The sequence below is a fragment of the Pseudarthrobacter phenanthrenivorans genome (assembly GCF_036455295.1).
GTDB classification, from domain to species: domain Bacteria; phylum Actinomycetota; class Actinomycetes; order Actinomycetales; family Micrococcaceae; genus Arthrobacter; species Arthrobacter phenanthrenivorans_C.
Map to the genome: position 1 here is coordinate 91281 of NZ_JAYXNX010000012.1, position 25402 is coordinate 116682.

The following is a 25402-nucleotide window of genomic DNA, read 5'->3' on the forward strand; positions in this document are numbered from 1 at the left end:
TGCGGCCGGAACCGATTTGGGGGACTGCACCGTGGACACCGTAAGTAACCTGCCCGTTCCCCGGGAGCCGGGGGACGCCTCACGCACAGTTGGGGATGCGGCGCCCGGAAACGACGAGATCCATCCCCTGGTGGCTAAAGCGTTCCGGGTCCTCGACGCGGCAGGGCTGCCATGGCTCCTGGTCCGGGGCGGGGACGATCTGGCCCTGCCCGGGGGAGACGTGGACATCCTCGTGGACAGCAGGCTCCTTCCGCGGCTGGATGCCCTGATGGCGGACGCGGGGTTCTGCCGCGTCGTGGCCTGGGGCCATGGCAGCCACAGATTCTATTTCTGCTACTCCGCGGACGCAGGCGCGTGGATCAAGCTCGACATTGTCTCGGTCCTGGCGTTCGGCCCCCACCAGCAGTGGCGTACGTCCTGGGCACCCCGGTGCCTTCGGCGCAGGGTCCGCCATGGCTCCTACTGGGTGCCGGACCCGTCAGACCAGGCATGGCTGCTGCTGCTGCACCTCTTCATGGACAAGGGCGGTGTTGCGCAGGAGCGCCAGGAAGGTGCCCGGGCGGCTGCCAAGGTGGCGGCCGACGGCGGCAGGATGGCGGAGTCGGTCAGGCGCAGGGTTGGTGCGGGGCTGGCAACCGACATGTTGAACCTGGTCCTGGCAGGACGGTTCGAGGAAGCACCGGCCATTGCGGCCCGGATGAGGGCTTCCTGGAGTGGCAGTTTCAGCTCCAGGTTCATATCAGCAGTGAACGGAACGTTGAGGCACGCCGGTGCCCGCGTTCAGGGGCACACTCCCTTGCTGGGCGTCATGGCTCCGGACGGGGCCGGCAAAACCACACTGTTGAACGGCCTGCATGCCGACCTGCCGCTGCCCACCAAATACGTTTACATGGGCCTGTGGGGGGCCGGGCCGTGGGATGCCGTGCTCAACCGGATACCAGGCGGACGAACTGCCAAGAAGGTCTACCGGCTGGTGCGGGGCGGCCTCCTGGCCAGGTTCTACCGGGCCATGGGCAAGGTGGTGCTGATGGACCGCGTGGCCTATGACGCCTTGCTCGGCGGCTCCTCCCGCGGCCCGCTTGCGGCGATCAGCAATGTGCTCGCCCTTGTCGTGATTCCTGCCCCTGATGTCCTCCTGGTGCTCGATGTCCCCGGCGAGGTCATGTTTGAGCGGAAGGGCGAACACAGCCCGGAGGTCCTGGAATCGTGGCGGAACGACTACCTCGAGTTGGCTGGCCGGCTCCCCGGCAGCAGGGTGGTCGATGCAGCCCAGCCGGCGGACGTGGTGCAGCGCGTCGCAACCGGCATCGTGTGGGACATCTTCGCAAGCGGCGCCCAAAAGGCAATAGCTGCCATCCCTCGGCCGCCGGCCCCGGAAGCCGTCGCAGGGGAGGCCCTGGACCTGCATCTTTGGCGGTTCCTGGACTGGCGGTTCCTCCTTCCCGTCCTGCAGCCGCGCGCCCTTGGTTTCGGCGGGAGCTTGAGCCCCGAGACGCAGGCGGCCCTGCGGCTGCTGGACCCGGAAGCCGTGCGCCTGGCGGATCCGGAAACCGTGACCGGCGGCAGGACGTGCGACGTGGTGCTGCTTGCCTCGCCCGGGCGTGGACAGCTTGACAGTGCAGAACTGGTGCTGGAGCCCGGAGGCTGGATTTGCGTGGAGGCCAGCCGGTCCCTTCTCCAGCGCTCGGGTCCGCGCACGCTGAGGGGCTGGAAGAGGGCCTTGGAACGCCGGGGGTACAGGGACATTGCCCTTTACTGGAATGCTCCCAACCGCCAGCGCACTGCACGGCTGGTTTCGGTGCGGTCCCGCCTGTCCATCCGCGACACCCTCGGGTTGCGGAAGGATGTGCGTTTCGGGGCGCTGAAAGCTGCCGCGGTCCATGCTGCACTGGCCCTGCGCGTCTTCGACCTCCTGGTGCCTGAGGGCACCATCACCGGGCGCCGGCCGGAAGGGAAGGATCAGCCGTGAATTTCGTGGACCAGTTCCTGCACGACCACTATGAAGAGTTCGCCCTTGACCGGTACGGCCTGGGGAAGCGCTGGGAGACGCTGCTCCTGACGCCGCGCTTTGCGACTTCCCGGCATGTGGTGGCCCTGATCTTCCCTGCCCGGCACACCGAGCCGGCCCTGGTGGTGAAGGTGCCCCGCCAGCCCGGCGACAACACCGGAGTCCGCCGTGAGGCTGCCATGCTGGCCCAACTCTCTGCCGTCGTCGACAGCCCGGACGCCGGTGTTCCCCGGCTGGTGGGGATCCGGGACATGGGTGCCTATACCGTCCTCGTCGAAACCGCACTGACCGGGACCCCCCTCGACCCCAGGACAGTGGCGGCGGACCTTTCCTCCGCCGTAGCCACCGGAACCGAGTTCGTCGGGGCACTTCCCTGCACCCGTCCCGCCGCGGACAACGTGGACTGGTATCAGCGTGCGGTCAGGGATCCGCTGGCGGCGCTTGAGGCCTTGTCCGGACAGGATGCGCAGACCTGTGAATTGGTTGAGCGCACGCACGCCGTCCTCGCGCCCCTCCAGCGCGCGCAACTGCCCGCCGTGATCGAACACGGCGACCTGAGCCACCCCAACCTGCTTGTTAAGCCGGGCGCTCCCCTGCAGGTCATGGATTGGGAACGTTCCCTTACCGGCGGTGTTCCCGGGCACGACCTGGTGTTCTACCTGCAGTACCTAAGCGAGTCCAGCGAACAGGCGTTCGTGAGGGAGGCCCAGCTTGCCGCCTTCGACAAGGCGTTCGGCCGTGGCGGTTGGGCACATGGGCCGCTGTCACTCCACCTTGGAATGAGGGGAGTGGACGAATCACTGTTCCCCTTGCTGGTCATCGCAACCTGGGCCCGGTCCACGGCAACGCTTGCTGACCGCCTGGCGCAGGAAGCCGCGCCTGGGCTTTCACAGGGCAACGGGAAAGTGCGCGCCACCCTCATGGCTGACAGGGACTTCTGGCTGTGGCGGCACGCCCTGGACGCCGCCTAGGGCAAAACTGCAGGACTTCGGGGGAAGCCTCAGGATGACCGGCCCTCAGCGTTACCCGGCGTTTTCGGGTGGTTCCTGAAAAGGCCGAGTATCTCATCGTGCAGGTCCCGGTAGCCGAAGCACAGCACAGCGTACGCCACCGCGATGCCGGCAAGCACCATGGCAATCAGGGTGGGGACAGGGCCCAGCGCATGCCGGGCCAGGTTCAGAAGGCCCACCAGGGCGACTCCGGCGCCGCACAGCAGGCCGGGGGCGGCGGCCCGCATCAAGCGCCGCACCCTGGTTCCCATCACCTTGGCCGCCACAGCCTGCATGCCGAACGCAAAGACCGCGGCGACCACCATCTGGGCGCAAGCGACCCCCACTATGCCCCAGCGCGTGGCGAAGACCAGCGCCGGGAGGAGGACGGCAAGCCGGACCACGGAGATCCAGATGGAGAGCCCGGGCCTGCCAAGGGCTTTGTAGACATCATTGGCACCCGCGCCCAGGGACCGGGCGGCTGCGTACAGTGCGAGGAAGACCAGAGGGGTGACCGAGTCATCCCACCGCTGCCCGAACAGGACCGGCACCAGGACGGGTGCCACCACGGCGAGTCCCACTCCTGCCGTAATGCCGTACAGCGCCTGGACAGTGACGCTCTTCAGGTACCCGTCGCGCAGCCGCTGCCGGTCGCCGCGGACCTGCGTATACAGGGGAAACAGGACGGTGGAGAGAACGAAGAACACGTTCAGGATCAGGGCTTCGGGCAGGCGGAAGGCGAGGGTGTAAAGGCCAAGCGCGTTGGCGCCAAGTACGATGCCGATGACCAGGTAGTCGACGTCGAAGATCGCCCTGGCCAGCATGGTGCTGCCTGCGACGGGAGCGCCGAAGCGGACATTCTCGGCAATGGCGCTCCTGCTCACGCGCCAGATCTGCCAGGGGGCCTCGTGGCGGACCAGGAACCAGCAGGTGGCGGCGTAGGCCACTGATCCTGCGGCTGTTCCCACCGCGAGTGACCAGGCCCCGTGGCCGGTGAAAGCCAGGTAAAGGGTCACCGTTCCCATGGTGGCGGCGCGCAGCACCGGAGCTGCCGTCAGCTGCCGGAACTTGAGGTCGCGGCGCATGATCGCCTCGGGGACGGCTCCGCAAGCGGTGGCCAGTACGGAAACTCCAAGAACCTGCACCAGGGGAGCCACGCCGTCCAGCCCGACGAGATCCTCCACGGTGTCCGCCGCAAGCGCGGCCGCCAGGGCCAGGACCGCGCCCAGGGCGACGGACAGCAGGAGGGCTGAGCGCGCTATGACCGGCGTCCTGGGCAGGTAGACCAGGGCCTGGCCCACACCGGCGTCCGCAATGGTCTCCGCGTAGGCCATCAGTACCAGCGCGAGGGCCACGAGGCCATATTCCGCGGGCGACAGCAGCCGGGCGAGCACCACCGTGGTCACCAGGACGATGACCCTGCCCGAGGCGAAGGCCAGCCCCTGCCACAGGGCTCCACGGACCCCTTTGCGTTCCAGTTCCCCCGGCGCGTACGTCACGCTTGCCCGTTCGTCGCTGAAAGCCGCCCGGCCGGGGATGGGGCGGCTGCCGCCTCCCGTACTTCCGCGAGGTATTCGCCGGCCACGGTGTCCCATGACCGGACCTCGGCCGGACCTCCTGCCGGAACCGCCGCGGGAGGTCCCTGCAGCGGTTTCGGCGCGGTGAGAAGGTCCACTATCTTGCGGACAAGCCGGTCCCGGCTGTCTTCCACGGTCATCAGGGGGTGCGCGGGCAGTTCCCTGGCAGCCACCGGGGTAGCCACCACGGGCAGCCCCGCCGCGAGGGCTTCCAGTACGGAATTGCGGATGCCCACGCCATGCTCGTCGGGGAAAACTGCCACGTCAGATCCGTGGAAGACGTCCAAGAGGGAGGGAACGTTTGCCAGGACGTCCACCCGCGGCCCCGCCAGTGCCTGGACCGCCGGTGTGGGGCGGCGCCCTGCGATGACAAACCGGGTGTTCGGAACTTCCTGCCATACCCGCGGCGCGATCGCCTTTATCAGAACGGTGGCGCTGTCCACGTTGGGGGCGTAATTCAGGCTGCCGGCAAAGCACACGACGGGTATGCCGCGCTCACGGCGGGTGCCGCTGCCCACCGCAGTTCCGTTGGGGATGCTCCTCACCGGCCGGCCCAGTTGTGCCGACCACGCGGCGGCGTCCTGTGCCCCGACGGTCAGGAGGCGTGCCCGCGCCGGCAGTTGCCGTTCAGCACGTGCCGCCAGTTGTTCACGCACCCGGTAGGCGGGCCGGAGTGTGTGCGCAATGTCGGTGTCCATACCGGCGCGGATGGACCAGGGGTCCACTGTTTGCAGCACCACGGGTCCGGACACCTGGTGGGACAGGAAAAGGGCGTGGGGGCCGTGGATGAGGGTGGCGTCCTTGCCTTGCGACAAACGTGCGGCTGCCGCGCGGGCGGAAGGGGTGTCACGGCGGTGCTTGCCCAGCCCCGCCAGGCCCCCGAGTGAGCGGACAAACGCTGAAAGTTCTTCCCGCGGTGCCACTTCGTAGACGGAGTCACAGCGGTCCCTGATTTCTGCAGGTACGGGGACCGGGCCGGAAAAAGTCAGCAGGGTGACGGCAACGTCTGCCGGAAGGTGCAGGATGACCTCGTACGGAATCATCGAGCTTCCGTCCCCAAGTTCCGGATCCCGGTTGGGCACGCTTTCCGTCACGTACAGGAGCCTCATTGCACGAGTGTAATGGATCACACTTCCGCGGGAGCGGTTGCTTTAGGCAACCTTGAGGAAGACAACGGGCAAGGGGGAAGGGCGACGGCGGGAGGTCCCGCCGTCGCCCCCACACGGTGGTGCGGGGCCGGCTACTGCCAGGCGCGCACGTAATCCACCAGGACCTGGGACTGGGGTCCGTAGGCGGGGTTGGTGGATGAGGCGCCCACATTCAGGACGATGTACTGAGGGGCATTGCCGTCATTGGTGGGATAGGACTTAACTTTGACGCCGTCAAAGTACACGTCCGAGGAGTTGGCCATTCGGTGCAGCCCGAAGGTGTGGTATTCGTTGGCCCAGTTGCCGCCGACGCCACCCTGGTTCTGGGAGCCGGAAGACGAGTGGTAGTTAACGGTCATCTTGGCCTGGAGTACCTCGGCGATGTCATTCTCGCCGGTGGCTGGCCAGGACTGTCCCGTGGTCCAGAAGGCCGGCCAGTTATAGAGCCCGTTGCCATTGCCTGGGAATTTGATCCGTGCCTCGACATAGCCGGTGGTGAACTGGAAACCGCTGCCCGCACCCCCCTTGGGGTTGGTGGACACCAAGGCGCCGGAAGTGGAAGAGCTGAGCCCCAGGACAAGATTCCCGTTGGCCACGGAAACGTTTGAGGGGCTGGTGGAGACTTTGTTCATGGCTCCGCAGCCGGGCGAGAACCAGCAGCTGGCCCACTTGGCACTGTCCAGGCCGTTTCCGTTGAATTCGTCGGCGAAAGTCATGGTCCAGTTGCCGGGAACTCCCGTCGGCATCGGAGCGCCGCTATTTGCCAGCTGCGCCGCGGCGGGCGCCACGGCGATGGGGGAGTCGACCGCGGGAGCCGGCACGGCGGGCGCCGGTGGTGCCGGCGCCGGAGCGGCGGGCTGGGCCAGGGAGGGCGCCGGGGCCGGAGGGGCCTCGACTGCGGGGGCCTGAGCCGGTGCGGGGGAGGAGGGAGCGGTTGCAGTTTGCGGGGTTGCTTCACTACCGGCGCTGGCCACGCGGGCTACGTCCGCCGTGTCATTGCCTTGGGCAAGGCCGAGGCCAAGGGACGCGGTGCCGAGGAGTGCGGCGGCAAGTCCGGCCGCGAGGGGCAGGGGCAGTCGGCCTACTTTTCGCTTGGCCGCCGGCATTGGCGGGGTGCCGGGGACCGGTTCAGTCTCATTTTGATAACGGTGCGCCGGGTTCGCGCTGCTTTTAAGGAATGCGGGCATGGGGATTTACCTCTCAACGCCTGCGGAGTTAGCTGTCGGGTTCGAATGAGGCCATCCGGCCGCCTGAATGCGGCTTCACCCCAAGGGCAGGCATAAGCCAGCCCGCGACACTCGGGTCCCCCGCCTCTGCCTGGAAACTTGGTGGATCACGGAAGCGGCAGAGCTGGGCGTCCTCCGGGATTGGGGCCGGCTGGGGGCGGCCCCCCCTGACCGTACACGACACGCGGGCGAAAATCACAATTAGGTAACGGGCCTCACGTCCTGGCCCACGGTTTGTCACCCGCGGCTTCCCCGCCCGTAGGGCGGAGCGGGTTATCCACATAGACGAGGCAGGGGCGCCGCGCCATGCGTCACGGGACTAGCCTTGAGTCAAGCGCGAATCGCCTATCGGGTCCAAATGCACTAGGATACTGAAGTCTGTGCTGCGTCCTGCCCCCGTTCCGGTGGCAAGGGCATTGCATGGAATCGCAAATGAACCTCCTGTTACGGAAATGCCGTAACCGCTTAGCCCAAAGGAGGTGGGTTCACATATGCGTCCTTACGAATTGATGGTAATCATCGACCCCGAGGTCGAAGAGCGTACCGTTGAGCCGTCGCTTCAGAAGTTCCTGAACGTCATCACCAACGATGGTGGAACCATCGAGAAGGTTGACATCTGGGGCCGTCGCCGTCTGGCTTACGACATCAAGAAGAAGTCCGAAGGTATCTACGCCGTGGTGAACTTCACCGCCAAGCCGGAGACCGCCAAGGAACTTGACCGCCAGCTGTCTCTTAACGAGACCATCATGCGCACCAAGATCACCCGCCCCGAAGAGCAGAAGGTTGTTGCTGAGTAATTCAGCGCCGGTCTTCATTCTTTACTCCGCAGGAAACGCACTCTTCACCCAGGATCGAACAAGGAGGCAGTAGATGGCAGGCGAGACCACCATTACAGTCATCGGTAATCTCACCAATGACCCGGAATTGCGGTTCACACCGTCCGGTTCGGCAGTAGCGAACTTCACCATCGCTTCCACCCCCCGCACCTTTGATCGCCAGTCCAACGAGTGGAAGGACGGGGAGACCCTGTTCCTCCGCGCCGCTGTGTGGCGTGAAGCAGCCGAGAACGTTGCCGAATCCCTGACCAAGGGGATGCGCGTTATCGTGACCGGCCGCCTGAAGAGCCGTTCCTACGAAACAAAAGAAGGCGAAAAGCGCACCGTTATCGAGCTTGAGGTCGACGAAATCGGCCCCAGCCTGCGCTACGCCAATGCCAAGGTCAACCGTACCCAGCGCTCCGGCGGTCAGGGTGGCGGCGGCTTCGGCGGCGGCAACAGTGGCGGTGGCTTCGGAGGCGGCAACTCTGGTGGAAACCAGGGCGGCAACTCCGGTGGAGGCTGGGGCGGCGGCAACCAGCAGGCTGCACAGGACGATCCCTGGGCCACGCCCGGTGTGTCCAACGCAGGCGGCTGGGGCAACGGCCCCGATTCCGAACCTCCCTTCTAAACCCAAACAACGGCCCGGCGCCGGGACTGCAAGGGTGCGCAACGCACTCAAGCTGCTGCCGCCGTCGGACCACCACCATCCCGTGGATCAATATCCACGGGCTCCCTAGAATAGGAGCTCCACGATGGCTAAGGCTGAACTCCGTAAGCCCAAACCAAAGTCCAACCCCTTGAAGGCCGCTGACATCACTGTCATCGACTACAAGGACGTAGCATTGCTGCGCAAGTTCATCTCCGACCGCGGCAAGATCCGCGCCCGTCGCGTCACTGGCGTAACGGTGCAGGAACAGCGCAAGATCGCCCAGGCAATCAAGAACGCCCGCGAAGTTGCTCTGCTGCCTTACTCCGGCGCTGGCCGCGGCTAAGGAAGGGATTAACTAACATGGCAAAGCTCATTCTGACCCACGAAGTTACCGGTCTCGGTGCTGCTGGCGATGTTGTCGAGGTCAAGGACGGTTACGCACGTAACTACCTGCTGCCCCGCAACTTCGCCCTGACCTGGTCCAAGGGTGGCGAGAAGCAGGTTGAGTCCATCAAGGCTGCCCGCGCCGCCCGCGAGCACGCTTCCCTGGAAGATGCTCAGAAGCAGGCCGCTGCACTGTCCGCCAAGCCGGTCAAGCTGGTCGTCAAGGCCGGCGAGTCCGGCCGCCTGTTCGGCACCGTCAAGCAGGGCGACGTCGCCGACGCTGTTGAGGCCGCTGGCCTTGGCAAGATCGACAAGCGCAAGGTTGAACTGCCCGCACACATCAAGTCGGTTGGTTCCTACCAGGCCAACGTCCGCCTCCACGCTGACGTTGCTGCTGTGATCGAACTCGACGTAGTGGCAGGCAAGTAGCCCTACGGCCCGGTAGTCACGACTGCATAAAGACCCCCATCGCCGGATTCCGGCGGTGGGGGTCTTCGCATGTGCCGGTGGTAACCTGCTCCGGTGAATCCGACCGCGCGCAGCCGCCCCTTCCAGCAGGTAGACGTGTTCTCCAGCCAGCCCTACCGGGGCAACCCGCTTGCCGTTGTCCTTGATGCCGAGGGCCTGGACTCCGCAACGATGCAGCAGTTTGCGAACTGGACCAACCTTTCTGAAAGCACCTTCCTCCTGCCGCCAAAGGACCCGCGCGCCGATTACCGGGTGCGGATTTTCACCGGCATGGAAGAGTTCCCCTTCGCGGGGCACCCCACGCTGGGCTCGGCGCATGCGTGGCTCGAAGCCGGCGGAGTACCCAAATCCGGCGCCGACGTGGTGCAGGAATGCGCTGCCGGGCTGGTCCGGGTAAAGCGCGACGGCGGCAGGCTGGCTTTCGTAGCGCCGCCCCTGACGCGGTTCGGCACAGTGGAAGCATCGGCCCGGCAGCAACTGGCCGCGGCGCTAAGGGTGCGCCCGGAAGACATCCTCGACGCGTCCTGGCTGGTGAATGGCCCTGAATGGATCGGGGTCCTGCTCGAGTCTGCTGAGAAGGTCCTGGCCCTCGCGCCAGACTACGCGGCCATGGGCAACCTGAAGATCGGCGCTATTGGTCCTTGCCCTGCCGGCGACGGGCCCGACTTCGAAGTCCGCACGTTCCTGCCCGGTGACGCGATGGCGGAGGATCCTGTCACGGGCAGCTTCAATGCCGGAGCAGCGCAGTGGCTGATGGAGACCGGCAGGGCCCCGGAGCGGTACGTGGCATCGCAGGGGACGGTCCTGGGCCGGGCGGGCCGCATCCACGTCAGTGCCGAAGATGGCGATATCTGGGTGGGGGGCTACTCCACCACCGGCATTCGGGGAAGCGTGATGCTCTAACAGGGGCAGGCCTGTTAGTCGGGCGGGAATACTTTCCTGGTGCAAGCAGTTCGAACATGTAGATGCAAACGCATATATGATGGATAGAACAAGCACCAGGAGAATGCCATGGAAACCCGCCGCATCACCGTCCTTTCTGCAGGGCTCGGCGTACCCTCCTCCAGCCGCCTGCTGGCGGACCAGTTGGCAGCAGCTGCCCGGCGCCAGCTTATGGCCGGCGGATACCAGGTGGACGTGGATGTCGTGGAGCTCCGTGACCTGGCCGTGGACATTGCCAACAACTTCGTCACCGGCTATGCAGCCCCCCGCCTGGCGGAGGTGATCGCAGCGGTGGAGGCATCGGACGGAATCATCGCGGTAACCCCTGTATTCAGCGCGTCCTACAGTGGCCTCTTCAAGTCCTTCATAGATGTTCTGGACCCCAAGTCACTGGACGGAAAGGCGGTCTTGCTGGGAGCCACCGGCGGCACTGACCGGCACCAGATGGTCCTTGACTATGCCATGCGGCCGTTGTTCAGCTACCTCCGCGCCCGCATGGCTGCCACTGGTGTCTTTGCGGGTCCCCAGGATTGGGGGAGCGCTGAAGAGGGCGGAGGGTCGCTCGGAGACCGGATTGAACGCGCCGCCGGCGAGTTCACTCGGCTGCTTGAAGGGCCGCAGCCAGGCAGGAAGCCCGCTCCGCTGGAGTCCCTCCCGTTCGAGCAGTTGCTTGCCGGCATTGCAGGGCCGCGCTAATCCTCCAGCAGGGCAATGAACTCCCGTGCCTGCGTGATTGAAATATCAGAGTGCCGCGTCAAGGCGTTTGCCGCGGCCTCCGTGTCACCGTTGCGGGCCAGTGTCCGGATTCTGCCGTAGATCTCGTCATTAAGCATGTTGCTGCTCACTTCCCTGGTGACATCGCCCTTGCTGGCAATGGCGCGGTAGCGGTACGGAAACCGTTTGGGCTCGTCGTCGTCTTGTTCGGGGGTCTGCTGCGGAGCCTGGCTCCGATAAGGCTGGGGGTGGGCCGCGAGAGCGCCAACGGCCGCACGTGATGCCCGCAGGCCGTCTCCGGTGACCTCGTGGTAGAGCTTGATGGCGGGCACCGCCTGATCCTGGGCGATCAGGGCGTAAAGCCGCCGGTGTTGGTCTTCCGACAGCCTGTCGACCGCTGCGCGGGCAAGCTCCTTGGCGGAGACGGAAGGCTGGGGCCGGGCGGCATCAGAGGCTGTTCTGCGTTTCCGGGCGGCGCGGTAGGCCAACGCGACCCCCGCTACCACCGCGAGCAGGATAAGGACCGGGACCGCAAGGGATTCCATTTTCACGAGCCATTCTGTGTAACTTCCTGGCCGCTGCCAGGTGCGGTTGCCGAGCCGGCCATTCGGCCAGCCTTATCTTCCTGCGGCCGGTCGTGCTTCTACATCCACCGGCGTACCTAGATATTAAGCCTGATCCTGGTTATCCACAGCAATATGGACCGGGCGGCATGCAGGTCCGGAGGGCATTGGCCAAAATCCCGAAGCGGAATATGAGGAGCGCCACGTTTCCGCTCCTGGCTCTTTCCGAGGCGACGGGTGCCTCTCCGCGTAGCCAGGAAGCCGGCACTCCCCTGTGGATGAAATTCCCTGGAAGAAATATTCAGTCCACACGCCACCTGCAGTGTTTCCGCAGGTCAGGGCGCAGATGCTACTCAAATATTTATTTTGTCCACAGACTTCACCACAGGCTGTGCACAAGCTATGCCACATACTGCACAGGTTATCCACAGAGGTTGCGGCAAGCTGGCTTTGCTGCGGGCGCAACCGGGGCTACCGTAGCGGGGTACCTGTTCTTCGCGGCCAGAATACCGGCGTTCCAGCTGCAGCCTGGACGCGGCCCTACACCCCTTTTCCACACCCTCTGTGGAAAAACTGTGGAATCTGGGGATAAGTCACGTCCGGAGGTGCGGCCCACCCCGCGTCTGATTGTCGGGGCTTGGTTGTAAACCTGGACAGGTGGCGGCGCTTGTGTTGGCGGCTGCGAACAGGATGGATCGCCGGGGCACACCCGGCACAAATGGAGGACGGCAGCTTTGTCAATCGCGCATCTGGACCCCGTCGAGGCAACCCGTGGATCGGATGCGAGCCGCAAACCTCCCCAGGACATCGCGGCCGAACAGTCGGTCCTGGGCGGCATGATGCTGTCCAAAGATGCCATTGCGGATGTGGTGGAGATCCTCCGCGGGCAGGATTTCTACCGCCCGGCACACGAGACCATCTATGAGGCCATCATCGACCTCTACGGCCGCGGCGAGCCCGCGGACGCCGTCACTGTGTCCGACGAACTGACCAAACGCGCCGAGATCAACAGGATTGGCGGCCCGGCCTACCTCCACGAGCTCATCCAGACCGTTCCCACTGCGGCCAACGCCGGGTACTACGCGGAGATCGTGGCCGAGCGGGCGGTGCTTCGCCGGTTGGTGAACGCCGGAACCAAGATCGTGCAGCTGGGCTACGGCTCCGATGGCGAAGTGGAAGACCTGGTCAACCAGGCGCAGGCAGAGGTTTATGCCGTAGCGGAACGCCGCACCGCCGAAGACTATGTGGTGCTGAAGGACGTCATGGAGTCAACGGTGGACGAGATCGAGGCGTCCGGCCACCGCGGGGAGGGCATGACCGGTGTGCCCACCGGCTTCTACGAACTTGATGAACTGACCCACGGACTACACCCGGGCCAGATGATCGTCATCGCCGCCCGCCCGGCCGTCGGTAAATCCACCTTTGCCTTGGATTTCGCCCGCTCCGCAGCCATCAAGAACAACCTCTCCACAGTGATGTTCTCCCTGGAAATGGGCCGCAACGAGATCGCCATGCGCCTGCTGTCCGCCGAGGCCACCATCGGGCTCCAGGACCTCCGTAAGGGAACCATCAAGGACGAACAGTGGTCCAAGATCGCCACCACTATGGGCCGGATGAACGATGCTCCGTTGTTCATTGACGACAGCCCCAATATGTCCCTGATGGAAATCCGGGCCAAGTGCCGCCGGCTAAAGCAGCAGCATGATCTCAAGCTGGTCATCCTCGACTACCTGCAGCTCATGAGCTCCGGCAAGAAGGTGGAGTCCCGCCAGCAGGAAGTCTCCGAGTTCTCCCGTGCACTGAAGCTCCTTGCCAAGGAACTCCAGGTCCCCGTGATCGCCCTGTCCCAGCTGAACCGTGGCTCGGAACAGCGCCAGGACAAGCGGCCCATGGTCTCGGACCTTCGTGAGTCCGGTTCCATTGAGCAGGACGCGGACATGGTCATCCTGCTGCACCGTGAAGACGTCTATGACAAGGAATCACCCCGCGCAGGGGAAGCGGACATCCTGGTGGCCAAGCACCGTAACGGTCCCACCAAGGACATCGTGGTGGCGTTCCAGGGCCACTATTCCCGCTTTGCCAACATGGCCGGCGATGCCGGTGGCGGCGGCTTCTAGGAAGCCTGGTTGCCCAAGGTGCCCGTACCGCTGCCTGCCGTTCCGGCTGCGGCCAGCAGATGGTTGGGCAGCCGGTTGCCCGGAGCTGTTCCCCGGATTTCCAGGAGCTCGCGGGCATGTGCGTGGAGCCGCTTGTCCTCCTCGCTGACCGGCACCCAGGCGGGGACGGGCACCGAGTTGCCGTCGTCGTCGCGGGCCACCATCACCGTGAGGCAGTACGTGGTGAGGTGCAGCTCCCGGCCCTTTGGGTCGCCGGACCGGACGTGGACAGCGATATGCATGCCCTTGGTGCCGGTGTAGACCAGCCGGGCTTCGACCTCCACCACGTGGCCGATCAGCAAGGGCCGGTAGAAGCGCACGCCGCCGGAGAAGACGGCAACGGTGTCCCGTCCGCAATAGCGTGAGGCACACACATACGCGGCCTCGTCGATCCATTTCATGACGATGCCGCCGTGGACCTTGCCGCCCCAGTTAACGTCGGTGGGGGCGGCCATGAAGCGCAAGGTCACCCGCTCCGCCGTTCCGGCATCGGTGTATTCCTGTCCGTTCATAGCTTCGACGATCCGCTCACGGACCTTGATCCTGGCCAGTGCGTGGTCGCGCTGCTCGATCTCGGCAGGCGTCGCAGGCTCGAACTGCTGCACTGGGATGGGTTTGCCGTCCTCGCCGACGGCCACAAAGATCACCATGCACTGGCTGCGCATCGTGGCCGGGCCACCCTTCGGATCCCCGGACGAGACCACGGTGTGGATGTGCATGGAGGACCGGCCCGTGTAGACGATCGTGGCCTCCACCTCCACCATGTCGCCGCTGTTGACTGGATCGGCAAAGTGGATGTTTCCCACGTAGGCGGTCACGCAGTAGGACTTGGCCCATCCCACCGCTGCGGCATACGCGGCCTTGTCCACCCACTCGAGCACGGTGCCGGCGTCCACCGAGCCGCTGTGGCCCACGTCGGTGGGAGCGGCCAGGAATCGGAGGGTTACGGAGTTGGGGCGGCCGGTCTCAGTCATGCTGCGATCTTACTGATGGCGCCGGTTACTGGCCGGTTCGGTCCTGCGGGGGGACTGGCGGCGGTTAAAATGCGACGGCGGCCGCGCACCCGGGTGCACAACCGCCGTCGCCGGGCTCTGGAAGAGTCCGCTAGGCCAGGACTGACAACCTCGAATTGCTGCGGCTGAAGAGGAGGCGGTCGAGGGACAGGCGGCCGGCGCCGGTGAGCGCCAGTGCGAAGGCTGCTGTGGCCAGGAGCAGGACAAGCTCATATCCTCCGTTTGCGGCGAAGATTCCTGCCGGGGCATGCACCAGGAAGAGGGCGCCGAGCATGTCCAGGACAAGGAGTGCGGCAACCACGCGGGTGAGGACCCCAAGGATCAGGGCAATACCGCCTGCCAGCTCAAGGACCGCAACGGCGGGCGCCATGACGTCGGCGGCCGGTACGCCCATCTTGGCGAAGGACGCCTGGGTGCCGGCTATGGTCCACTCAGTGAACTTCTGCCACCCGTGGGCCGCGAAGAGGAAGCCGAGGATGATTCGAAGGGCGGTAAGGGCTGTGGTGGTCAGTCGTGAATGGTTCATGGATCCCACTCTCTCCAAGAGATAGTTGAACTGTCAACTATTCCTTTGGATTTGTGGGCTTTCTCATGACGGCTCCTTTCCATGGGTTGCCCCGGTTAGGCTGGCACCGTGCCCCACCAACCTGCTCCCACGTCCACGTCCGCGGCCGGAAGCCGGGGGCCGGCCAGGGAGATCCTCCGCCTCGCCGTCCCCGCCTTCGGTGCACTGGTGGCGGAGCCCCTCTTCCTGTTGGCGGATTCCGCCATCGTGGGACACCTCGGCGTCGCCCAGCTCGCGGGAGTGGGGCTGGCCTCCGCCGTGCTGCAGACCATTGTGGGGCTCATGGTCTTCCTGGCTTACTCCACGACGCCCGCTGTAGCCCGCGCCCTGGGCGAGGGGCAGTTGGGCAAGGCCCTCGCAGCGGGGCGCGACGGCGTCTGGCTGGCATTGCTCCTCGGCGTGCTCCTCGCAGCTGCGGGCTTCGCGGCTGCTGACCCGCTCATCGGCCTGCTCGGCGCCGAAGGCAGCGTTCGGGCTTATGCCATCGAATACTTCCGGTGGTCCATGCCGGGCCTGGTGGCGATGCTGTTGATCTTTGCCGGCACCGGCGTGCTCCGAGGGCTGCAGGACACCCGGACACCCCTGGTGGTGGCTACTGCCGGCTTCGGTGCGAACATCGTGCTGAACCTTTGGCTTGTCTATGGGTTGGGCCTGTCGGTGGTGGGTTCGGCCCTGGGCACCAGCGTTGCGCAATGGGCCATGGCGGCGGTGTATGTAGTGATGGTCCGCCGGAGCGCCGTGCGCCACGGCGTGTCCCTGCTGCCCAGTTGGCAGGGTATCCGCAGCATGACGCGCGTGGGCTCATGGCTCATGCTGCGTACTCTCAGCCTGCGCACCGCCATCCTGGCCACGGTGCTGGTGGCCACCGCGCAGGGTGAAGTCAACCTCGCAGCCCACCAACTGGCCATGACCATTTTTTCGTTCCTTGCGTTCGCCCTGGACGCCCTGGCAATCGCCGCGCAGGCGCTCATTGGGAAAGAACTTGGCGCGTCCAATGCGGCGCGGGCAAGGTTGTTGACCGGCACCATGATCCGCTGGGGTGCGGGTTTCGGGGTGGTGACGGGCCTGCTCCTGGCTGCGGTGGCTCCCTGGGCCGGTGCGCTGTTCACGCCTGACCCGCAGGTGCAGCAGGTGCTGGCCTTTGCCCTCTGGGTGCTGGCCGCCGGCCAGCCCATTGCGGGCTACGTCTTTGTCCTGGATGGTGTGCTGATCGGCGCCGGCGACGCGCAGTATCTCGCCCTGGCCGGCCTGGTGAACCTTGGTGTCTACGCGCCGCTGCTGGTGTGGGTTGCCCTGTCCGGTGCCGCGGGGGCCTCCGGGCTTGGCTGGCTTTGGGCGGTTTTCGCACTGGGGTACATGTCGGCCCGCGCGGCAACCCTGGGCCTGCGTGCCCGGTCAGACCGGTGGATGGTGCTCGGCGCGGGCTGAAACCTTATTGCGCCTGCCGAAAGCCCCGGGCGGCCCGTCCGGTTAGACCTCCCAGCCGCCCCCACTAGACTGGACCGGTGACGCAACCATCCACCCCCGCCGGCGCTGCTCCCGCAACCACCCCCCGCATCGACCTCTGGAGGCCGGTCCTGCTCCGCGCCGCCGCTGCCCTGGTGTTTGGCGCAGTGACGGTCTTCTGGACGTCTCCCTCCGTGGAAGTCATGGGCTGGGCCGGCGGCCTTTACCTCCTGGCGGCCGGCGTAGTGTCCCTGCGGACCGTCCCGGCAGCGGGGCTGGCGCAGAACTCGGCGTCGGGCAAGATGCTGTCCGCCGCCGGAGCGGTCCTGGCCGGTGCCGGCTTCGCCGTGCTCCTCCTGCACAGTGACCTGTTGTTCGGAGTGATAGCAGCCCTGGGCCTCGGAGTGGCGGGCGTCCTCGAACTCGCCTGCGGCCTGCGGCACAAGGGCCGCCATGTGCTTGCGCGGGACTGGATCGCGTCCGGGGTCATCGGGATTGGAACAGCGGCGCTGCTGCCGTTCTTCGTCAACCTCGGTGCCCATGCCTTGCTGGGCGTCGCCGGCGGAGGAGCTATTATTGCGGGCGTCCTGTGGGTACTTTCGGGCTTGACGCTGAGGCATGATGCCAGCGGCGGTGCAGGAAAGCCGTAAACTAGGGGGAGTGCCCTTCTACTTTCTGTAGAAAAATCGGCGCGATACCGCAATTCGTACACCAGGCCGGCCCGGCGCCGCCTGCAGGGAGGAACCACCGTGGCTGACCAGCATCAGGGAAAACCGCGCAAGCTGCGGACCTCGGTGAAGGGGCCGCTGATGTTTTCCGCATTCTGGGCCGTTGTCGCCTTCGTCGCCGTATTGATCTTTGCCTCCGGCGGAAGCGCCCGTACCCCCCGGTTCGACCTTGCCTTCACCGCGGCGGGTATCGCGTTCATCGTCACCCTGGTGATCGCGGCAATGCTGTCCATGAGCTACAAGGAGAACGCCGAACACCTGGGCAAGGGGTCCGGCGTAAACCTGAGCTCGGCGCCCAAACCATCCCCGCAGGCCGGCCCCGGCCATGGGTTCCGCGCGCCCGGCAGCCAGGACCCGACGACTTCCGGCGATGGCACGGACGGAACAGGCCAGGCCTAAGCTAACCCGCCGCGGCCTGCCTGGCGCGGTAAGCGGCAACGTGGGCCCGGTTGGCGCAGTTTCCGGTATCGCAGTAGCGCTTGGATCTGTTCCGGCTCAGGTCCAGCACGGCCGCGTCGCAGTCCTCTGAACCGCACATGCGCAGCCGGTCCATCTCCTTGCTGCGGATCACGTCAGCCAGGGCCATGGCAGCCTCGGTGCCCATCCGGTCCGCCAGCGGTGCCTCGCGTGCGGTGGCATGCAGGTGCCAGTCCCACCCGTCGTGCTTCATCAGCTGGGGCAGTGCGTTAGCGTCCCGCAGCAGCCGGTTGACCGCCTCCACGGCCGCGTCCTCGTCCGCCGTCCACACCGCGGCAAGTTCACTGCGCAGCTCCCGCACGCTCTCGAGTTCGGCGGCATCCCGGCTCCGCGCCCCGGAGAATCCTTCAGCGGCCAGGAAGGTGTCCAGCTCGGTGACGGAGGCCAGCTCCTCCCTGCCGTTCGCGGCCGTGTTGATGAGGTTCACCACCGTCCGCAGCGCCACTTCAGTGTCAGGGGCGAAAACCACGTTGACTCCTTACAGCGCAAAAGCGTAATGTCATGAGCATTACCCCACTTTACTCCTGACAGGAGGCAACGGTGCCTGCCGCCAAAAACCCCATCTCCGCCCCGGAACTGACCGGCGCAAGGAGCGGCTTCCTGGCATCCGGGCTCGGCATCGCGCTGTTCTCCTCTGCCGTCTTCGGCCTGTCCGGCTCGTTCGCCAAGTCCCTCCTGGAGACCGGCTGGTCACCCGGGGCAGCCGTCACCGCCCGCCTCACGGGGGCCGCCCTGATCCTTGCGTTCCCCGCTGTTTCCGCGCTGAAGGGGCGCTGGCACCAGCTGCGGGACAACTGGCTCACCATTGTGCTGTTCGGGCTCGTCGGCGTGGCAGCCTGCCAGTTGTTCTACTTCAATGCCGTGGCACGTCTGTCCGTAGGCGTCGCGCTGCTCCTGGAGTACCTGGCTCCGGTGATCATCGTCCTGTGGCTCTGGGCCGCCAGCCGCCGCCGCCCACGGGTGCTGACTGCCGGCGGGACGCTGCTGTCCCTGGCGGGGCTGGTCCTGGTCCTGGACCTCACGGGGGCCGTGAAGGTGGACGCGGTGGGGGTCCTATGGGGCATGGCTGCAGCGGTATGCCTGGCCATCTACTTTTTCATCACGGCCAAGGAAAATGACACACTTCCACCCATTGTGCTGGCTTCGGGCGGACTCATGGTGGGCGCCGCGGCCATGTGGCTCGCTGCCGCCACCGGGCTGCTGCCTATGGCCTTCAACACTGCAGACACCAAACTGGGGCCGTGGACCACGCCTTGGTGGGTCGCCCTCGCGGGGCTGGTGGTGCTGGCCACCGTCCTGGCCTACGTCTCCGGCATCATGGCGGCGAGGGCCCTGGGCTCCAAGGTGGCATCCTTTGTATCGCTGACCGAGGTTTTGTTTGCCGTGCTGTGGGCGTGGTTGCTGCTCGGGGAGCTGCCGGGCGCCATCCAGCTCCTGGGCGGCGTCCTTATTGTCGGCGGGGTCATTCTGGTCCGGCTCGACGAGCTGCGCGCCACGGCATCCCCTGCCGGGAAGGGCCCGCAGGTGCCGGCCTCACCGCTGGAACACGCGAACGACGTCGAGCCCGTCCCCTAGCTGGGGCCGTCCCCTTGAGGGCGGCCCCAGCGAAGTCGGCCCGGCCATAGGCGCTGGGGCCCCTTGGCTGGGTGCCGACGTCGAACGCCAACAAAGAGGGCAGGGACACCGCTGGTGTCCCTGCCCTGCCGGATACCGGCGGTAAACCTAGTGGGAGGCCTGGCTCTGCTCTTCGGCGTTGCGCTTGGCCTGCGCGCCGGCTTCCTTCAGAGCCTCGGCAACCTTGGTGAGCATGGCCGTGTGGGTACCGGACCACTCGTTGCGGAACTTGGTAGCGTCCGGGCCTTCCCAGTTGGTGCTGCTCAGAACCTTGGTGAGAGTGGACTTCTGCGTCTCGATCTCGGACGCGCCTGCCTGAAGCTTGCTGCCGAGCTGGCGAAGCTGCTCAACGTCTGCACCCCAAATAGCCATCAGTTTCTCCTTGTTAGGTCGTGGATCCGAACCAGATCGGCATCCCCAGCGGCCCCCCGGCTCATCCGGAAGATCCATTGCCTAAAACCTATCCCGGCCCCCAAACAGTGTCGATGGGCAGCGCTGCCCATGCCGGGCTCCCCATGGACGCCGGGTAGAGACCATGAAAAAAAGGGGTCGATCCCAGGCGTTCGAAGAGCCTAGCATGGCGTTATGTGCCGGAATATCCGAACCCTCCACAACTTCGAGCCGCACGCCACGTCCGAGGAGGTGCATGCCGCAGCGCTCCAGTATGTGCGCAAGATCAGCGGCAGTACCAAGCCTTCCAAGGCCAACCAGGAAGCGTTTGACGAGGCCGTGCACCAGATCGCGCACATCACCGGGCATCTGCTGGATTCCCTGGTGACGCAGGCGCCGCCCAAGGACCGGGAGGCCGAGGCAGCCAAGGCCAAGGCCCGGGCGACGGTCCGCTACGGTGCGGCCTGACCAGGCCCTGGAGCGAACCCCTTCGGCCTAGGCCTGGCTTTGGTGCCGTCCAAAGCCGCGCAGCCGCAGCGAGTTGGTGACCACCAGGACTGAGCTGGCAGCCATGGCGGCGCCCGCGATCATCGGGTTGAGCAGCCCCAGGGCAGCCACCGGGATTCCCACCGCGTTGTAGAAGAACGCCCAGAACAGGTTGGTCTTGATGGTGGAAAGGGTCTTCCTGGACAGTTCGATGGCCTGCGCCACCTGGGCAAGGTCGCTGCCCATCACCGTCAGGTCCGCAGCTTCGATGGCCACGTCCGTCCCCGAACCCATGGCAATGCCCAGGTCGGCCTGCGCCAGTGCGGGGGCATCGTTGACGCCGTCGCCGGCCATGGCCACCGTTGCCCCGGCAGCCTGGAGCGTCCGCACTGCTTCGACTTTCCCTTCCGGCAGGACGCCGGCGTAGACATCGGCGGGAGCGATGCCGACGGCGGCAGCAACCCGGGAAGCGACCGCGGCGTTGTCCCCGGTCAGCAGGATGGGCCGCAGGCCCAGTCCTTTCAGGCGCGCGACGGCGTCGGCGGAACCTTCCTTGACAGTGTCCCGCAGGCTGATAATTCCGGCCGGGGTGCCGTCAACTGCCACGCAGATGGCGGTGGCACCCCCTTCCTCGGCAGCCGCGAGCTGCGCCTGTTGGGCGGCATCCAGGGCGATTCCATTCCCCACGAGCCAACCGCTCCGACCGGCCATTACATGCCTGCCCTCAACGGTTCCGGACACTCCGCCGCCGGGGGCGGAACGGAACTGTTCCACCAAAGGCACGCGTCCGTCGTCGTCCGCGTCCCTGGCAGCCGCGGCAATGGCGTGCGCGACGGGATGCTCCGAGGCGGCCTCCACCGCGCCGGCCATCCGAAGGACCAGGGCTGCGTCGAAGCCGCCGAACGCTGTGGTGGCATCCGCGGCCAGGACACCCGTGGTAACGGTCCCGGTCTTGTCCAGCAGGATGGTGTCAACCGTGCGGGTGTCCTCCAGGACCTGCGGGCCCTTGATCAGGATGCCCAGCTGTGCACCCCGGCCAGTGCCGGTGAGCAGGCCCACCGGGGTGGCCAGGCCCAGGGCGCAGGGGCAGGCAATCACCAGGACGGCGACGGCGGCCGTGAAGGCCTGCCGCAGATGGCCGCCATCGGCGTCGGGTCCGGCAAGCAGGAGCCAGAGAACGAACGTCAGGGCGGCGATGCCCAGGACCACCGGGACGAAGACGGCGCTGATGCGGTCCGCGAGCCGTGCGATGGGGGCCTTGCCGGTCTGGGCCCGTGATACCAGCCGGGCCATCTGGGCAAGGGTGGTCTCGGAGCCAACCCGGGTGGCCCGCACCAGCAGGCGGCCGGACGTGTTGATGGTGGCACCCGTGACGCGGCTGTCCGGACCGACCTCCACGGGAACCGATTCGCCGGTGACCAGGGAGGCGTCCACGGCGGAAGCGCCGTCCACCACCACCCCGTCCGTGGCGATCTTCTCACCAGGGCGGACCACCATGACGTCGCCCACCTGCAGGCGCTCGGCGGGAATCTTCTCTTCGGTTCCGTTGCGGAGGACTGTGGCGTCTTTGGCCCCCAGGTTCAGCAGGGCCTGCAGGGCATCGCCGGCCTTCTGTTTAGCGTTGGCCTCCAGGTACCGGCCCAGGAGCAGGAACGTGGTGACAACGGATGCCACCTCAAAGTACAGCCCGCCGGCCATGCCCTTCATGCCCGGATGTTCGGTCATGCGCGGATCCGCCAGCAGCTGCCAGGACGAGAACAGGTAGGCCGCCGCCACTCCGAGGGAAACGAGCGTGTCCATGGTGGAGGCGAGGTGCCGGGCGTTGAGGGCAGCCGCGTGGTGGAAGGGCCAGGCCGCCCACGTGACCACCGGCAGCGCCAGCACCGCGGCAACCCAGCCCCAGTTGGGGAACTGGAACGCCGGGACCATGCTTATCAGGAACACCGGGACGGTCAGTACCGCGGCACCGATCAGGCGGGGGCGGAGCTGTGACGCCGGAACGGCTGCGGACTGGTCCGCCGGCTCAGCTTCAGGAGCCGACGGGTGCTGCGGCCGGACCCGTGCCTTGTAACCAGCCGCTTCCACCGTTGCGGTGAGCTGGTCGTCCGTGATGCCCTCCGGGACGGTGACGTATGCAGACTCCAGGGGCAGGTTGACCGTGGCTGCCACCCCCTCGAGCTTGCCGAGCTTCTTCTCCACGCGCATGACGCAGGAGGCGCAGGTCATCCCCTCGATATCCAGTTCGACAACGCGGGTGCCCGGTGGATGCAGCAGTTCCTGGCTCATGTCACCTTTCTGTGTTTGGGACGGGTCCTAGGCCTCGTTGGCCACCACCAGGTAGCCGGCCTCGGCGACGGCTTCCCCGATGTCGGCGGGTGAAAGTTCCTTGGTGGAGGTGATGGTGACTGTGGAAACGCCGCCGGCATTCAGGTCGACGTCCACTGCCTCAACGCCGTCGATGGCTTCAAGTTCTTCACTGACGGCCGACACGCAGTGCCCGCAGGTCATGCCTGAAACGCTGATCATGGTGGTGCTGGTTGACGTGGTGCTCATGGCTTGCTCCTTCAGTGGGTCCCGACGGTGGCCGGGGGGGTGGGTTGGGGACTGTGGGTCAGCGCAGCAGCCGGCCGATGGCGTCCGCCGCTTCCTTGACTTTGGCGTCAATGGCATCAGCGCGGGCTTCCGGGTCCGGTTCAGAGGCCGCACCCACCACGCAGTGCCCGATGTGTTCTTCGACCAGGCCAAGGCTGACTGCGTGCAGGGCCTTGGTGACGGCGGCTACCTGGGTCAGGATGTCGATGCAGTACTTGTCCTCATCCACCATCCGGGCAATACCCCGTACCTGGCCCTCGATGCGCTTCAGCCGGCGCAGGTATGCGTCCTTGTTCCCGGTGTATCCGTGCTGTGGCGCCGCGCCGTCCTCCGGTGCCGGGGGTTCAACTGCCGCGGCCACGACCGTTTCTCCGATAGCGTTCATGTCCTCACGATATACCCCCAGGGGGTAAGCGTGCAAGTACCCCCAGGGGGTATTGCGGACCGTGGGTTGCCCGGGGTAGCGTTCGGCGGAAGCGCCGCGCTGCCAAGGCACAAAAAAGCTCCGGAGTGCGTTATTGGGGGATACGCACTCCGGAGCAGCTTTTGGGCAATCCCGGCTTCCACCTGGGTGAATCGGCCTTGCTTGATTCAGCTTACTGGCTGGTAGGGCACTGCGCCAGCACCCGGAATAACTACTTTCGCTTTACTTTAAGCAGGCCCCCAACGCCGTGATTTTTGCCGGAAAGCACGCGCTAAGGCCGGTCTTCATGCGCCGGCATCCGGTAGGGCACCACCAGGACCGGGCGGCTTTGGTGATGGCTCAGCCACGCCCCCACCGATCCGTTGAGGGCCTCCGAGAGCCAGTGCGAGAATCCCCGTTCGGAAGTGCCGACAATGATGATCGGGGAATCCAATTCGGCTGCCACCTGGCCCAGGGCCCTGGCCGGATCCCCGGTTAGTGTACGGAAGGACCAGTCCAGCGTCCCGCGGTCCGCCGGCAGGTGGTCCGCCACGGCCTGGACCTGTGTCTTCAGCTCTGTTGTCAGGGCCAGCATGTCGTCATCGGCGTCGGGGTGGAGGGACAGCCGGTGGGCGGAGCGGGCCGGATCCCATTCCACCAGGTAGCTGGCTTCATCCACGTAGGCGCAGACCAAAGACACCCCCAGCCGGGAGGCCAGCATGGCCGCGGTTTGGAGGACCTCCGGGTGCTGTTTGGGCATGATCCCCACCAGCAGCGGAGCAGTATTGGTGTGTTCCCCTGTCATGCGGCCAATTGTCCGCCTGGCCACAGGGTGTGAACAGGACCGTTCGGCCCGAAAGACGCGCAGCGGCGGCGCCCGGACGGCTACTGGGGGTCGGCGGGGTATGCCGTGACCACCACGTTTTTGCCCCACGGGTCCTCCGTGTAGCAGCTGATGAGGACAAGCCGGTTGGGGACCATGTCCCACACGGAGCTGTCCTTGAGGCCGGACTTCAGGTACGTCGTGATGCTGTCCACCCGGTAGCTGATGCTTCCGGCCGCGGTTTCCACCTCAATGTGATCTCCGACGGCTGCCGCCGTACTGAGGTGGTTGAAAGGGGCGTCCGTGCCTTCCCAGCTGTGGCCGATGACGTAGGTGGTGTTGCCTGAGCCCTTGCCCGGGATCCCGAACGGTGTCAGCCAGTAGCCGTCCTTGGTTGCGGGCGGTTCGATGGTCCGGCTGGACTGGGCCTCGCCGTCCAAATCCAGTGGGTGGACTGCCACGTCGAAGGCTGCGGACTGGTAACGGATCCGGACTGGCTGGGCGGCCGCAGGAAGTTCCGGTCCGGCTGCTACTGGAGAGCCCGGCGTTTGGGCTTCCGCGCGCTGGGCCGGCACAGCTGCCCCGGCCGAAGGGCCGCCATCAGAGGGTGCTGGGACCGCAGGGGCAGTCCCCGCGGCAGGCAGCGGCGCAGGGCGGGCCATGGCTGTGGGGTGGGACGGGACCGAAGGCTGGAACAGGGGAGCGCCGAACGTGAACGACAGAAAGGCGAGGAATCCACACACCAAGATGGCCAGATCGCCCCGGTTCCACCTCAGGATGCCTTGCCGCATGGGCGCTGCGTGCCGGCTTCGATCCTGGCGCATTGAATTCCTTACAGGTCGGCGGGGGTGGAAGGAAGGCGCTCCGCCGGGCACTGGCAGAACGCCTTCCTTGTCAGGGGGCCACTGGTGGTGGCGGTGTCCCGGCTAGTTGCTGGTGTGCACCGGACGTGACTGGCGCCGTACTGCCACCGCGGTCCCCGCGGCAGCCAGCGCTCCCAGGCCGGCGAGCCACCCCGGCAGGCCATCGGGTGCTCCCACCGCGGTCTGGGCGTTGTAGCCCTGGTTGGTTCCGACGGCGACCGGGGCCGGGACAGCAGCCTTGGATGCGGAAGTCGGCGTCTGGGCGGGGGCTGTAGCGTTCGGAACCACAGTGACGAGACCTGTTCCGGTGTTTCCGCCGGTGTCGCCGCCGCCAGTGGTGGTTCCGCCGCCGCCGGTGTT

Annotated in this window: 27 protein-coding genes, 1 pseudogene and 1 riboswitch; of the genes and pseudogenes, 14 read left to right on the forward strand and 14 right to left on the reverse strand. The window is 66.2% G+C overall.

The genetic code is table 11. The features are described 5' to 3' along the window. Positions 1-31 precede the first annotated feature (31 nt). Entirely contained in the window at positions 32-1969 is a 1938-nt protein-coding gene (locus tag VXJ37_RS15695) for a dTMP kinase (RefSeq protein WP_331323962.1), read from the forward strand. Beyond that, a complete protein-coding gene (locus VXJ37_RS15700; RefSeq protein ID WP_331323963.1) occupies positions 1966-2979 on the forward strand; it encodes an aminoglycoside phosphotransferase family protein in 1014 nt (337 codons plus the stop codon). Before VXJ37_RS15695 ends, VXJ37_RS15700 begins: the two co-directional genes overlap by 4 nt. A 29-nt stretch (positions 2980-3008) precedes the next feature. Here VXJ37_RS15700 and VXJ37_RS15705 read toward each other — a convergent pair whose 3' ends face one another. From VXJ37_RS15705 to VXJ37_RS15715, 3 genes are all read right to left on the reverse strand, one after another. Then, positions 3009-4496: an oligosaccharide flippase family protein gene (locus VXJ37_RS15705; protein ID WP_331323965.1), complete on the reverse strand. Its 1488-nt coding sequence runs from the start codon at positions 4494-4496 to the stop codon at positions 3009-3011. Then, entirely contained in the window at positions 4493-5683 is a 1191-nt protein-coding gene (locus tag VXJ37_RS15710; protein WP_331323967.1) for a glycosyltransferase, read from the reverse strand. The genes VXJ37_RS15705 and VXJ37_RS15710 overlap by 4 nt, the downstream gene beginning before the upstream one ends. Positions 5684-5814: 131 nt before the next feature. After that, complete coding sequence (locus tag VXJ37_RS15715; RefSeq protein ID WP_331323968.1) at positions 5815-6909, reverse strand: glycoside hydrolase family 16 protein; 1095 nt, start codon at positions 6907-6909, stop codon at positions 5815-5817. A gap of 5 nt (positions 6910-6914) precedes the next feature. After that, positions 6915-7063, reverse strand: a riboswitch (cyclic di-AMP (ydaO/yuaA leader). Positions 7064-7439: 376 nt separating this feature from the next. Between VXJ37_RS15715 and rpsF the strand changes: the two genes are divergently transcribed. From rpsF to VXJ37_RS15745, 6 genes are all read left to right on the forward strand, one after another. Continuing rightward, a complete protein-coding gene (rpsF, locus tag VXJ37_RS15720) occupies positions 7440-7745 on the forward strand; it encodes a 30S ribosomal protein S6 (RefSeq protein WP_015939036.1) in 306 nt (101 codons plus the stop codon). Positions 7746-7818: 73 nt separating this feature from the next. Next, entirely contained in the window at positions 7819-8394 is a 576-nt protein-coding gene (locus VXJ37_RS15725) for a single-stranded DNA-binding protein (RefSeq protein WP_141158852.1), read from the forward strand. A 124-nt stretch (positions 8395-8518) separates the two neighbouring features. After that, complete coding sequence (gene rpsR / locus VXJ37_RS15730; RefSeq protein WP_003800144.1) at positions 8519-8758, forward strand: 30S ribosomal protein S18; 240 nt, start codon at positions 8519-8521, stop codon at positions 8756-8758. A gap of 17 nt (positions 8759-8775) precedes the next feature. Continuing rightward, complete coding sequence (gene rplI / locus VXJ37_RS15735) at positions 8776-9228, forward strand: 50S ribosomal protein L9 (protein WP_018769834.1); 453 nt, start codon at positions 8776-8778, stop codon at positions 9226-9228. Between the two features lie 93 nt (positions 9229-9321). Further along, entirely contained in the window at positions 9322-10170 is an 849-nt protein-coding gene (locus VXJ37_RS15740; RefSeq protein ID WP_331323970.1) for a PhzF family phenazine biosynthesis protein, read from the forward strand. 108 nt (positions 10171-10278) lie between these two features. Further along, on the forward strand, positions 10279-10905 hold the full coding sequence (locus VXJ37_RS15745) for an FMN reductase (protein ID WP_331323971.1): 627 nt from the start codon (positions 10279-10281) through the stop codon (positions 10903-10905). Here the strand turns inward: VXJ37_RS15745 and VXJ37_RS15750 are convergent. Further along, positions 10902-11468 (reverse strand): hypothetical protein, encoded by a 567-nt coding sequence (locus tag VXJ37_RS15750; protein ID WP_331323991.1) that lies wholly within the window; start codon positions 11466-11468, stop codon positions 10902-10904. The genes VXJ37_RS15745 and VXJ37_RS15750 overlap by 4 nt on opposite strands. Before the next feature lie 752 nt (positions 11469-12220). On the opposite strand from VXJ37_RS15750, the gene dnaB reads away from it, so the two are divergent. Continuing rightward, positions 12221-13603, forward strand: coding sequence for a replicative DNA helicase (gene dnaB, locus VXJ37_RS15755; RefSeq protein WP_331323972.1), 1383 nt, complete (start codon positions 12221-12223; stop codon positions 13601-13603). On the opposite strand, the gene VXJ37_RS15760 is transcribed toward dnaB, so the two are convergent. Further along, on the reverse strand, positions 13600-14616 hold the full coding sequence (locus VXJ37_RS15760; protein WP_331323973.1) for an acyl-CoA thioesterase: 1017 nt from the start codon (positions 14614-14616) through the stop codon (positions 13600-13602). The two genes, dnaB and VXJ37_RS15760, sit on opposite strands and share 4 nt — an antisense overlap. Before the next feature lie 130 nt (positions 14617-14746). Beyond that, on the reverse strand, positions 14747-15181 hold the full coding sequence (locus VXJ37_RS15765; protein WP_307309315.1) for a DoxX family protein: 435 nt from the start codon (positions 15179-15181) through the stop codon (positions 14747-14749). Between the two features lie 108 nt (positions 15182-15289). Between VXJ37_RS15765 and VXJ37_RS15770 the strand changes: the two genes are divergently transcribed. From VXJ37_RS15770 to VXJ37_RS15780, 3 genes are all read left to right on the forward strand, one after another. Continuing rightward, a complete protein-coding gene (locus tag VXJ37_RS15770) occupies positions 15290-16648 on the forward strand; it encodes an MATE family efflux transporter (protein WP_331323974.1) in 1359 nt (452 codons plus the stop codon). Between the two features lie 77 nt (positions 16649-16725). Continuing rightward, positions 16726-17316: a hypothetical protein gene (locus VXJ37_RS15775; RefSeq protein WP_331323975.1), complete on the forward strand. Its 591-nt coding sequence runs from the start codon at positions 16726-16728 to the stop codon at positions 17314-17316. 99 nt (positions 17317-17415) lie between these two features. Further along, positions 17416-17793: a hypothetical protein gene (locus VXJ37_RS15780; RefSeq protein WP_331323976.1), complete on the forward strand. Its 378-nt coding sequence runs from the start codon at positions 17416-17418 to the stop codon at positions 17791-17793. 1 nt (position 17794) lies between these two features. Here the strand turns inward: VXJ37_RS15780 and VXJ37_RS15785 are convergent, their stop codons facing one another. Beyond that, positions 17795-18340, reverse strand: a complete 546-nt coding sequence (locus VXJ37_RS15785; protein ID WP_331323977.1) for a CGNR zinc finger domain-containing protein — start codon at positions 18338-18340, stop codon at positions 17795-17797. 71 nt (positions 18341-18411) lie between these two features. Here VXJ37_RS15785 and VXJ37_RS15790 point away from each other — a divergent pair, with 71 nt between their 5' ends. Further along, positions 18412-19446, forward strand: a complete 1035-nt coding sequence (locus VXJ37_RS15790; RefSeq protein WP_331323978.1) for an EamA family transporter — start codon at positions 18412-18414, stop codon at positions 19444-19446. Positions 19447-19593: 147 nt separating this feature from the next. Here the strand turns inward: VXJ37_RS15790 and VXJ37_RS15795 are convergent, their stop codons facing one another. Then, positions 19594-19857, reverse strand: coding sequence for a WXG100 family type VII secretion target (locus VXJ37_RS15795; protein WP_043448478.1), 264 nt, complete (start codon positions 19855-19857; stop codon positions 19594-19596). A 213-nt stretch (positions 19858-20070) separates the two neighbouring features. Here VXJ37_RS15795 and VXJ37_RS15800 point away from each other — a divergent pair, with 213 nt between their 5' ends. Continuing rightward, the gene (locus VXJ37_RS15800) at positions 20071-20343 is read left to right on the forward strand and encodes a DUF2277 domain-containing protein (protein ID WP_331323980.1); all 273 of its coding nucleotides are present in this window, start codon (positions 20071-20073) and stop codon (positions 20341-20343) included. Positions 20344-20370: 27 nt separating this feature from the next. On the opposite strand, the gene VXJ37_RS15805 is transcribed toward VXJ37_RS15800, so the two are convergent. The 6 genes and pseudogenes from VXJ37_RS15805 to VXJ37_RS15830 form a co-directional block, all read right to left on the reverse strand. Then, entirely contained in the window at positions 20371-22647 is a 2277-nt protein-coding gene (locus VXJ37_RS15805) for a heavy metal translocating P-type ATPase (protein ID WP_331323982.1), read from the reverse strand. Between the two features lie 27 nt (positions 22648-22674). Continuing rightward, positions 22675-22914 carry a heavy-metal-associated domain-containing protein gene (locus VXJ37_RS15810; protein WP_331323983.1) on the reverse strand — a complete coding sequence of 80 codons (240 nt, stop codon included), beginning with the start codon at positions 22912-22914 and terminating at the stop codon, positions 22675-22677. A gap of 58 nt (positions 22915-22972) precedes the next feature. Beyond that, entirely contained in the window at positions 22973-23338 is a 366-nt protein-coding gene (locus tag VXJ37_RS15815; protein ID WP_331323985.1) for a metal-sensitive transcriptional regulator, read from the reverse strand. A gap of 310 nt (positions 23339-23648) precedes the next feature. Then, positions 23649-24161 (reverse strand): universal stress protein, encoded by a 513-nt coding sequence (locus VXJ37_RS15820; protein ID WP_331323987.1) that lies wholly within the window; start codon positions 24159-24161, stop codon positions 23649-23651. Positions 24162-24241: 80 nt separating this feature from the next. Next, positions 24242-25003, reverse strand: a complete 762-nt coding sequence (locus VXJ37_RS15825; RefSeq protein WP_331323988.1) for a class F sortase — start codon at positions 25001-25003, stop codon at positions 24242-24244. A 102-nt stretch (positions 25004-25105) separates the two neighbouring features. Then, positions 25106-25402, reverse strand: a pseudogene (locus VXJ37_RS15830) (hypothetical protein); the annotation flags it as partial.

Coding starts and splice junctions, on each gene's coding strand:
- VXJ37_RS15710 (WP_331323967.1), bottom strand. CDS start 5,683: ATGAGGCTCCTGTACGTGACGGAAAGCGTGCCCAACCGGGATCCGGAA.
- VXJ37_RS15715 (WP_331323968.1), bottom strand. CDS start 6,909: ATGCCCGCATTCCTTAAAAGCAGCGCGAACCCGGCGCACCGTTATCAA.
- rpsF (WP_015939036.1), top strand. CDS start 7,440: ATGCGTCCTTACGAATTGATGGTAATCATCGACCCCGAGGTCGAAGAG.
- VXJ37_RS15725 (WP_141158852.1), top strand. CDS start 7,819: ATGGCAGGCGAGACCACCATTACAGTCATCGGTAATCTCACCAATGAC.
- rpsR (WP_003800144.1), top strand. CDS start 8,519: ATGGCTAAGGCTGAACTCCGTAAGCCCAAACCAAAGTCCAACCCCTTG.
- rplI (WP_018769834.1), top strand. CDS start 8,776: ATGGCAAAGCTCATTCTGACCCACGAAGTTACCGGTCTCGGTGCTGCT.
- VXJ37_RS15745 (WP_331323971.1), top strand. CDS start 10,279: ATGGAAACCCGCCGCATCACCGTCCTTTCTGCAGGGCTCGGCGTACCC.
- VXJ37_RS15750 (WP_331323991.1), bottom strand. CDS start 11,468: ATGGAATCCCTTGCGGTCCCGGTCCTTATCCTGCTCGCGGTGGTAGCG.
- VXJ37_RS15760 (WP_331323973.1), bottom strand. CDS start 14,616: ATGACTGAGACCGGCCGCCCCAACTCCGTAACCCTCCGATTCCTGGCC.
- VXJ37_RS15765 (WP_307309315.1), bottom strand. CDS start 15,181: ATGAACCATTCACGACTGACCACCACAGCCCTTACCGCCCTTCGAATC.
- VXJ37_RS15795 (WP_043448478.1), bottom strand. CDS start 19,857: ATGGCTATTTGGGGTGCAGACGTTGAGCAGCTTCGCCAGCTCGGCAGC.
- VXJ37_RS15800 (WP_331323980.1), top strand. CDS start 20,071: ATGTGCCGGAATATCCGAACCCTCCACAACTTCGAGCCGCACGCCACG.
- VXJ37_RS15805 (WP_331323982.1), bottom strand. CDS start 22,647: ATGAGCCAGGAACTGCTGCATCCACCGGGCACCCGCGTTGTCGAACTG.
- VXJ37_RS15810 (WP_331323983.1), bottom strand. CDS start 22,914: ATGAGCACCACGTCAACCAGCACCACCATGATCAGCGTTTCAGGCATG.
- VXJ37_RS15815 (WP_331323985.1), bottom strand. CDS start 23,338: ATGAACGCTATCGGAGAAACGGTCGTGGCCGCGGCAGTTGAACCCCCG.
- VXJ37_RS15820 (WP_331323987.1), bottom strand. CDS start 24,161: ATGACAGGGGAACACACCAATACTGCTCCGCTGCTGGTGGGGATCATG.
- VXJ37_RS15825 (WP_331323988.1), bottom strand. CDS start 25,003: ATGCGCCAGGATCGAAGCCGGCACGCAGCGCCCATGCGGCAAGGCATC.